The organism is Shinella sp. M27, assembly GCF_049199905.1.
Classification (GTDB): Bacteria; Pseudomonadota; Alphaproteobacteria; order Rhizobiales; family Rhizobiaceae; genus Shinella.
In genome coordinates, this window is sequence record NZ_JBLZPK010000036.1 from 1 (window position 1) to 6,168 (window position 6,168).

General features: G+C 65.2%; 5 protein-coding genes. 2 read left to right on the forward strand and 3 right to left on the reverse strand.

Annotation, left to right across the window (positions count from 1 at the left end):
• From ACOZK4_RS15155 to ACOZK4_RS15165, 3 genes are all read right to left on the reverse strand, one after another.
• On the reverse strand, positions 1-972 hold a 972-nt coding region (locus tag ACOZK4_RS15155; protein ID WP_421592599.1), incomplete at its 3' end, for an NCS2 family permease.
• Between the two features lie 271 nt (positions 973-1,243).
• Positions 1,244-1,702: a YbaK/EbsC family protein gene (locus ACOZK4_RS15160; protein ID WP_313531345.1), complete on the reverse strand. Its 459-nt coding sequence runs from the start codon at positions 1,700-1,702 to the stop codon at positions 1,244-1,246.
• Between the two features lie 70 nt (positions 1,703-1,772).
• The gene (locus ACOZK4_RS15165; RefSeq protein WP_421592600.1) at positions 1,773-3,173 is read right to left on the reverse strand and encodes a DUF2793 domain-containing protein; all 1,401 of its coding nucleotides are present in this window, start codon (positions 3,171-3,173) and stop codon (positions 1,773-1,775) included.
• Positions 3,174-3,413: 240 nt separating this feature from the next.
• Between ACOZK4_RS15165 and ACOZK4_RS15170 the strand changes: the two genes are divergently transcribed.
• Both ACOZK4_RS15170 and ACOZK4_RS15175 read left to right on the forward strand, forming a co-directional pair.
• Positions 3,414-4,379, forward strand: a complete 966-nt coding sequence (locus ACOZK4_RS15170; protein WP_421592601.1) for a sugar-binding transcriptional regulator — start codon at positions 3,414-3,416, stop codon at positions 4,377-4,379.
• Positions 4,380-4,438: 59 nt separating this feature from the next.
• A partial coding sequence (locus ACOZK4_RS15175; protein ID WP_421592602.1) for a bifunctional aldolase/short-chain dehydrogenase occupies positions 4,439-6,168 on the forward strand: 1,730 nt, incomplete at its 3' end.

A 6,168-nucleotide genomic window follows, 5' to 3' on the forward strand; every position in this document is an offset into this window, starting at 1 on the left:
GATGGCGACGGTCAAGGCGGTGAGGCCCGTGCGGCCGCCGGCCTGGACGCCCGAGGCGCTTTCGACGTAAGCCGTGGTGGAGCTGGTACCCATCAGCGAGCCGGCAACGATGGCCGTGCTGTCGGCGAGAAGGGCGCGGCCGAGGCGGCTCTTCTTGCCTTCCTGGATCAGATTGGCGCGCTTGGCGACGCCGATCAGTGTGCCGGTCGCATCGAACACTTCGACGAGAACGAAGACCAGGATGACATGCACCAGGCCGCCATGCAGCGCGCCCATGATGTCGAGCTGCAGGAAGGTCGGCAGCATCGACGGCGGGGCCGAGACGATGCCCTGGAACTGGCTGACGCCGGTGACCCAGGAGAGGATCGTCACCGCGAGAATGCCGATCAGGATCGCACCCTTGATGCGCAACGCATCGAGCACGGCGATGATGAAGAAGCCGAGGATGGCGAGCAGCGGGCCGGTCGCCTTGAGGCTGCCGAGGCCGACGAGCGTTGCCGGATTGTCGACGACGATGCCGGCGTTCTTCAGCGCGATGATGCCGAGGAAGAGGCCGATACCGGCGGCAATGGCGCTGCGCAGCGAATGCGGAATGCCTTCGATCAGCCAGCTGCGCACGCCCGTGACCGTCAGGATCACGAAGATGAGGCCGGAGATGAAGACCGCGCCCAGCGCCTGCTGCCAGGTGAAGCCGAGGGCGGCGACGACGGTGAAGGCGAAGAAGGCGTTGAGGCCCATGCCGGGCGCCATGCCGATCGGCCAATTGGCGACGAGCGCCATGACGAGCGAGCCGAGCGCGGCCGCCAGACAGGTGGCGACGAAGACGGCATCCCGGTCCATGCCCGTGGTCGACAGGATGTCCGGATTGACGAAGATGATATAGGACATGGTGAGGAAGGTCGTGAGACCCGCCACCACTTCGGTGCGCACGGACGTGCCGTGCTCACTCAGCTTGAACAGCTTTTCGAACATGTTTTCTCCCCCTGGCGCTGCCTGAGGCGCGCCGTGCTGAACCTCCGGGCGAATGCTCCTCCAGCAGCCCGGAACCAAGCCGACGCTTCGCACCGCGAACCGCCTGCCCGCGAGACATCCCCGCGTCCGCGCGCCGCTGTCCGCCGGAAGCCGGCCGCGGTTGATCACAGTTTCGTCATATTGCTTGCTGGAGCAGAATTTTGCCAGCGGGGCATTTCCCCGGATTTGCGCGAAACTCTTTCACGATTAGCCCGTTGGGGCCGGGGTCACGTCACTCGCAGACGTCAACCCATTCGCCCTTGACCAGGCTTGCCATGCGGTCGGGCGCGATACGCACCGCCGCATTCGTCGCGCCCGCCGCCGGAACCACCGTGTCGAAGGGTTTCAGCGACATGTCGCAATAGACCGGAACAGGCGCCGGCAGGCCGAAGGGGCAGACGCCACCCACCGGATGCGACGTGACGGCCAGCACCTGCTCGGCGTCGAGCATGCGCGGCTTTGCAGCGAAGCGATCCTTGAATTTCCGGTTGCTCAGCCGCGCCGTGCCGGCCGCGACCAGAAGCACGGTCTCCTCGCCGATCCGCAGGCAGATCGTCTTGGCGATCTGTTCGGGCGCAACGCCGTGCGCCTCGGCCGCGAGCGTCACGGTCGCCGAGCTCTGCTCGGTGACGAGAACGTCGATGTCGGGGGCGTTTTCGGCGAAGAAGGCGCGGACGGATTCGAGAGACATGCCCCTGTCATAACCAGTCCGGCGGCCTTGATGCAAGAGCCGCCGGGAAGCAATGCATGCGATGCTTTGATCAGGCGTAGATGCCGCCCGTCGGATTGGTGCCGACGGTGGAGCCGGGCAGATAGGTCGTCGCCTTGCCATAGGTGTTGATGACGCCGTTCGTCTCGGCAATGTAGCGGCTGCCCGTCGCCGCACCCGAGATCGTCAGGTTCGACAGGGCGATCGCGGCGCAGTTGCTCGCCGCCAGAAAATGCGTGAAGGCGGGCGTGCCCGTCAGCGTGATCGTGCGGTTTGCCCCGACCACATAACCCATGCCGATATTCATGTGCCTGCGCCCGCCGCCGGAGATCGTATAGTCGTCCTCGATGGCGATATGGCAGGGATTGTCGGCAAAGATGTGGTCCGCATTGGCGCCGACGGCGCCGAATTCGAGTTTGCCCGTGCGCAGATAGACGCCGTTGCCCACGGAGAGCGCGTTGATGAGATCCGTGGCGATGACGAAGCGCAGGCCGGCGACACGCACCTGCGCGCCGTTGCGAAAGCTCAGCCCCGAACTCATGACGACCGAGGCCGGCGTCGTCTCGTTGCCCTTGATGATCAATGTGCCGCCGCCCCACAGGGGTCGGGCGACGGTGGCGCCGGCGGCATAGGTGCCGTTCGCCAGCTGGATCGTCACGTCGAAACTTGCGCAATCCAGCTTGTTCGCCTCGTCGATGGCCTTCTGCAGGGTCGCAAATGGCAGACCGGCGCTCAGACCGGTATTGGTGTCGCTACCGGTCGTCGCGACATAGTAGGTGCGCGCTGCGGTCAGCTGGATGCGCAGACCCGTCGCGCCGGCGGGGAAGGAAACACGCCCCGAACTGCGGTCGACGGTGATGGCATCGAGAAAGGTGGAGCCGTTCGGGCTCACCTTGAGGCGGAAATCGTCGCTCCCGATGGCGCCGATCTCGGCGCGCGACGAAAACCCCGTCTGGAACAGCACGGACGCGGTGTCCGCCGACGTCGCCTTGTTGATTTTGAGCTGGTGGCCCATGCCCTCGTGGGAGAACAGCGAGGCGTCACCGGCCAGCGCCAGCCGGTTCGGCGGGTTCACGATCGCATTGAGGCCGAGCCTGTCCGGCAGGGCGACATTAAAGGCCGACAGCGCCCAGTCGGTGGCGCCGAAGGTGAGAAGCACGCCTTCATCGACGGCATGGGCAAGCCAGCCGGTGCGCGGCATGTAGAACATCCAGACATCGTCCTGCCAGGCGGCGACATGCTTTTCGCGGCCCGCCCATGCGCCCGTCGCACCCGCCGGCACGATGTAGCGGGCGCCGGAGGCGGGCGACGCCGGCGGCGTAGCGACGCTCCGGCTCATCACCGCAAGCTGCACGACCGCGTCAAGCGCCTTGATCGCCTCGTTGTGGGTGACGTGTTTCTGTGCCTGGGAGGGAAGGATGTAGGGCAGGTTGAGATTCTCGGTTGCGTCCATGATCGTCGGTTTTCCAGTTTGCGTTCGCACGATTTTAGGCGGCGGCGGCAAAGCGGGGAAAATCAGCGGGGATATTCGACGGACGCCGTTTCGAACGGAGCGCGCAGGATGGGACGGTTCGAGATGTGCCTCCGGCGAATATCCGCAAACGCTTATCAATCTGATACGCTTATGAAACGTGCGCGTTGACTTTTGTCAGCGCTGATGACTAATGTCAGAACACCAAACGAAAGAGCCGTAATGCCTGTCCGACCGAACGACCAGATCATTCACAAGGCCGCCTGGCTCTATTACACGCACGGCCTGCGGCAGGACGAGGTCGCGCAGCGGCTTGGCATCTCCCGCGCCTCCATCGCCATGTATCTGCGCAAGGCGCGCGAGATGGGGATCGTCACGATCTCGACCTCTTCCGAGCTTTTCTCCGACGACGTGCTGGCCCGCGAGCTGGAAGACGCCACGGGCCTGACCACGGCCTGGCTGGTGCCGGAAGACCGGCAGGCGATGGACCCGGCAGCGGAAATGCCCGTCGTTGCCGCTTCGGTCTTCCTCGAACTGATCAACAAGGGCGACCGGATCGGCGTGGCCTGGGGCCGCACCGTCTATCACATCGCCGATGTCATGCCCTTCGCGGATCTGCGCGGCGTCACCGTCGTGCAGCTCTGCGGCAATCTCGGCGCGCCCTATTCCTACCGGCCGGACCAGTGCACCACGGAAATCGCCCGACGCCTCAATGCCGAGGGCATCAACTTCTATGCACCGCTCGTGCTGTCCTCCGAGCGCCTCGCCGAGGAACTGCGCGGCGAGCCCGTCATCCGCGAGCAGCTTGCGACGATCTCGGATTGCAATCTCGCGCTCTATTCCGTCGGCGGCATCGAGGATGACAGTCACCTGGTCAAATGCGGCGCGCTGTCGGCGGCCGACATGCATGCCATGGGCGAGAAGGGAGCCGCCGGCGTCATCGCCGGCCAGCTGATCGACCATGACGGCCAGTGGATGGATTGCAACCACAACAGGCGCTGCATTTCCGCCGATCTCGATTCCATCAGGGCGATCCGGAAGCGCATGCTCGTCGTGCAGGAAGACAACAAGTTCGAGCCGTTGATGGCGGCGCTGAAGGGCGGCTTCGTCTCGCATCTCATCGTCACCACGTCGATGGCGCGCCGCATTCTGGAACGCTGGGAAAAGGGTGGTTCGGGCAAGGCTTGAGCCAAGACTGTTTGGGTCCGCCGACGCCGGCCGGGCCGGTTTATCGGGAGGCTTATACGATGGAAAATCTCTGGCGCGACGACGAAGCGGAAAAGGTCGTCGCGAGCTATGCCGCAAAGGGCGTCAACCGCGATCTGGCGCTGCGCACCTACACGACCCGCCTGCTCGGCGGGGAACCGCGGCTCGTGCTGCATGGCGGCGGCAACACCTCCGTGAAGACCGAGATGACCGACCTCGTCGGCGACACGCATGCGGTGCTCTGCGTCAAGGGCAGCGGCTGGGACATGGGTGTCATCGAGCCGGCGGGCCTGCCCGCCGTGAAGATCAGCGCGCTCCTGAAGAGCCGCAAACTCGAAAAACTCTCGGACGAGGACATGGTGACGCTGCTGCGCGCCAACCTGATCGATCCCGCCGCACCGAACCCGTCGGTGGAAGCGCTGCTGCACGCCTTTCTGCCGCACAAATTCGTCGACCACACCCATTCGACCGCCATCCTCGCCATCGCCGACCAGGCGAAGAGCCGCGAGATGAGCGCCGAACTCTTCGGCACCAAGATGGGTTTCGTGCCCTATATCATGCCCGGCTTCGCACTCGCCAAGGCGGCCGCCGAAGTGTTCGAGCAGGACCCGACGGTCGAGGGCCTGATCCTCGACAAACACGGCATCTTCACCTTCGGCGACACCGCCCGGGAAGCCTATGACCGAATGATCCACTACGTCACGGTCGCCGAAAATCACGTCAAGAAAAACGGCCGCAACGCCTTTACGCCAGCCACCCTGCCCTCAAAGCTCGCCAGCCCCGCCGACATCGCCCCCCTGCTGCGCGGCGCCGTCGCCGTCGACAAGGGCGAAGGCCGTTACGACCGCATGGTCAGCGTCTTCCGCGCATCGCCGGCCATTCTCGATTTCATCAACGCGGCTGAAATCCGGGACATGGCGGCGCGCGGCGTCTCGACGCCCGACCTCTCCATCCGCATCAAGACCGGCCCGATGGTGCTGCCGGCACCGGCCAGCGACGATCTTGCCGGCTACCGTGCGGTCATCGACCAGCACGTCGCCGCCTTCGCCGCCGACTACACCGAATACTTCCGCAGCAACGACGCCCGCGACGACGTCAAGCGCACCATGCTCGACCCCATGCCGCGCCTGACGCTGGTGCCCGGTCTCGGCATGTTCGGCCATGGCCGGACCTTCAAGGACGCGACCATTGCCGTCGATGTCGGCGAGATGTGGATCGAGGCGGCGCGGGATGCCGAATCCGTCGGCCGTTTCGAGCCGGTGAGCCGTCCCGATCTCTTCGATCTCGAATATTGGTCGCTGGAGCAGGCGAAGCTCGCCGGCGCCAAGCCGAAGCCGTTCACCGGCCAGGTCGCCATCGTCACCGGCGGCGCCGGCGCCATCGGCGCGGCCGTCGTCAAGGCCTTCGCCGCCGAAGGTGCCCATGTCGTGGCGCTCGATCTCGACGGCGAGAAGGCGGCAGCGGTAGCCAAGGCGGCCGGCAACAATTCGATCGGCATCGCCTGCGACATCACCGATCCCGTCTCCGTGCGCACCGCCTTCGACAGGGCGATCGCCACGTTCGGCGGGGTCGATATCGTTGTTTCCAATGCGGGTGCGGCCTGGGAAAGCCCGATCGCCACGATGGACGACGCGCTGCTGCGCAAGAGCTTCGAGCTGAATTTCTTCGCCCACCAGACCGTGGCGCAGAATGCCGTGCGCATCATGAAGGCGCAGAAGACCGGCGGCGTGCTGCTGTTCAATGCCTCCAAGCAGGCGGTCAATCCCGGCGC

Coding starts and splice junctions, on each gene's coding strand:
- ACOZK4_RS15160 (WP_313531345.1), bottom strand. CDS start 1,702: ATGTCTCTCGAATCCGTCCGCGCCTTCTTCGCCGAAAACGCCCCCGAC.
- ACOZK4_RS15165 (WP_421592600.1), bottom strand. CDS start 3,173: ATGGACGCAACCGAGAATCTCAACCTGCCCTACATCCTTCCCTCCCAG.
- ACOZK4_RS15170 (WP_421592601.1), top strand. CDS start 3,414: ATGCCTGTCCGACCGAACGACCAGATCATTCACAAGGCCGCCTGGCTC.